This window comes from Pseudomonas sp. Pseusp3 (genome assembly GCF_047304225.1).
GTDB classification, from domain to species: Bacteria; Pseudomonadota; Gammaproteobacteria; order Pseudomonadales; family Pseudomonadaceae; genus Aquipseudomonas; species Aquipseudomonas fluorescens_CD.
In genome coordinates this window covers 1-2,618 of sequence record NZ_JBGLYV010000209.1, presented here as the reverse complement: position 1 = coordinate 2,618, position 2,618 = coordinate 1, and the positions used below count along the sequence as shown (strand labels likewise).

Here is a 2,618-nt window from a genome sequence, read left to right as displayed (position 1 = left end):
GCACAAGCCCGGCCCCGGCGCGCACCAGCAGCGGATCGCCAAGCAGGTCGCGCAACCGCGCCAGCGCATGACTGACCGCTGGCTGGCTCAAGTGCAGACGCTCAGCCGCCCGGGTCACGTGTTGCTCACTGAGCAAGGCGTCGAGGATCACCAACAGGTTGAGGTCGATACGTCGAAGATCATTCATCTGCTGCATGTTCTGGATAACAAAACGGAATTTAAATCTGCGCGACGAATACTCTAGAGTCCAGCAAAACCTGTTGGAGATCGATCATGAGTACGTTGCATTGGGCGGGTTGGTTGCTGCTGGCCGCCTTCGCCGGGGCGGTGGTGCCGTTTCAGAGCGCAATCAACGTCAACCTCGGACGCGGCCTGGGTCATCCGTTGTGGGCGACGCTCGCCTCGTTGCTGGTGAGCGTTGTGGTGTTGTTGCCGATCATCGTTGCGATGCGTTTACCGTTGCCGTCTCTGGCATTCATCAACAAGGCGCCACTCTGGATGTGGGCAGGTGGCGCTTTTGGCGTGTGCTTCATTTCGTTGGCATTGGTGCTGCTGCCCAAACTCGGTGCCGCGGGGTTCATGGCATTGGCGCTGGCGGGGCAAGTGGTGGCGTCGTTGTTGCTGGATCACTTCGGCTGGTTCGGGTTGGCGGAGCGGCAGGTCACCTTGCCCAAGGTGTTTGGGGTGGTGCTGTTGATGGCCGGGGTGGTGTTGATCCAGTTTTTTGATGCGCCGGCCAAAGGGTTGGTGACGGCGGGTTGATGGGGCAACCGACGATGCGAGGGTGTTCTCCTGGCCGCCTTCGCGAGCAAGCCCGCTCCCACAGGGAGGTACGCGGTTCCTGTGGGAGCGGGCTTGCTCGCGAAGGCGGTCTATGGCATCAGGCCTTGTCGAGTGTGCGCAACTTCTGCGGCAACCCCCACAGCAACAGCGCAACCGCGATCAGCGCACAAACACCGATGACATACAGCGCCGGCGTGGTACTGCCGGTCAGGTCCTTGATCCGGCCGACCATCACCGGGCTGACGATGCCGCCGAACTGGCCCAGGGTGTTGATCACCGCGATCCCGCCGGCAGCACCCGCACCGGCCCCGGCCAGCAGTTTCGGCGGCAGGGTCCAGAAACTCGGGATGGAGGCGATGATCCCGGCACCGAGCAGGCCCAACGCGACAATCAGGAAGGTCGTGTGGCTGGCGAAGATCCCCGCGCAGAAGAACCCGACCGCACCGACTGCCACCAGACCGGCGACATACTTGCGCCGCTCGCCAGAAGCATCGGACAGGCGTCCGATCACCACCATGCTGATGGCGCCGCAGATGTACGGGATGGCCGTCAGCAAGCCGATCATCACCGGACTTTCGGTGCCGGCGCTGCGGATCAGTTGCGGCGCCCAGAAATTCAAGCCGTAGGACGCCACCTGAATCAGGAAATAGATCAGCCCCAATGTCAGGAAACCCGGGATCCGCAGGGCGGCGAGCAGCGAGCCACCGCTCTTGTGCGGCTCATGCTGAGCGATGCGGCTGGCCAACAAGGTCTTCTCCGAAGCCGTCAGCCAATGGGCGTCTTCGATACGGTCCTTGAGCAGGGTCAACACCAGCAGACCGAGGCCGATGCATGGCACGCCACCGAGCAGGAACAGCCAGTGCCAGCCACGCATTTGCAGCACGCCGTCGAGGTGTTGCAGCACCAGGCCCGAGAACGGCGCGCCCACCAGGCCGGCGAACGCCGACGACAGGAACAGCATCGAGGTGATGCGCCCGCGATAGTGCTGCGGGAACCACAGGGTCAGGTAATACAGCACGCCCGGGGCGAAACCCGCCTCCATCGCGCCGATCACGAAGCGCAGCACGTAGAACTGCCATTCGCTGTTGACGAACACCATGGCTGCCGTGGCCAGCCCCCAGGACATCATGATCCGGGCGATCCAGCGCCGGGCACCGACCTTGTACAGCATCATGTTGCTCGGCACTTCGAAGATCACATAGCCGACCACGAACAACCCGGCACCGAGGCCGTAAGCGGTGTCGCTCAGGCTCAGGTCGGCTTGCAGCTGAAACTTGGCGAAGCTGATGTTGATGCGGTCGAAAAAGGCGAACAGGTAGCAAACCATGATCAGCGGCATCAGGCGCCAGGCGACTTTGCTGACCAGGGCTTTTTCGGTGTCGTGGCTAACGGACGGGCTCACGCCCGCCTCCAGTGCATTGAGGCTCATTGTGGTTCTCCAGGCGGACTTCCCGTGGGTGTCCGATTGTTTTTGTTGTCTGGTAAATGTTCGATTTCACTGTAGGAGCGAGCTCGCTCGCGATGAACCTGAGATCGCCGCGGGGTATCTGGCATCCAGAGTTATCGTTGACGTCCATCGCGAGCATGCTCGCTCCTACAGGGGATTGGTGTCAGGTAGGGATCGGGTGCAGGTCGCAATTGCGCCCGGCCTTGGCCAGTTGGCCGGGCACTTCGTGACCGAGCAGCGCCGGCAGTCCTCGCGACAGTTTCAGCAGCAGCGGCAAATCGATGCCGGTGTGAATGCCGACTTCATCGCACAGGTTCACCAGATCCTCGGTGCAGATGTTTCCCGACGCTCCCGGTGCGAACGGGCAGCCGCCGAGGCCGCCGAGGGC

3 protein-coding genes and 1 pseudogene are annotated in these 2,618 nt (G+C 62.5%); 1 reads left to right on the top strand and 3 read right to left on the bottom strand.

What is annotated here, in order from left to right; all coding sequences use genetic code 11:
* A partial coding sequence (locus tag ACCD00_RS30485; RefSeq protein ID WP_413428905.1) for a LysR family transcriptional regulator occupies positions 1 to 196 on the bottom strand: 196 nt, incomplete at its 3' end.
* Between the two features lie 77 nt (positions 197 to 273).
* Between ACCD00_RS30485 and ACCD00_RS30480 the strand changes: the two genes are divergently transcribed.
* Complete coding sequence (locus tag ACCD00_RS30480; RefSeq protein WP_413428904.1) at positions 274 to 762, top strand: DMT family transporter; 489 nt, start codon at positions 274 to 276, stop codon at positions 760 to 762.
* Positions 763 to 880: 118 nt separating this feature from the next.
* Here the strand turns inward: ACCD00_RS30480 and ACCD00_RS30475 are convergent, their stop codons facing one another.
* The gene (locus ACCD00_RS30475) at positions 881 to 2,212 is read right to left on the bottom strand and encodes an MFS transporter (RefSeq protein WP_413428903.1); all 1,332 of its coding nucleotides are present in this window, start codon (positions 2,210 to 2,212) and stop codon (positions 881 to 883) included.
* A gap of 181 nt (positions 2,213 to 2,393) precedes the next feature.
* Positions 2,394 to 2,618 (bottom strand): annotated as a pseudogene (locus ACCD00_RS30470) (hydroxymethylglutaryl-CoA lyase); the annotation flags it as partial.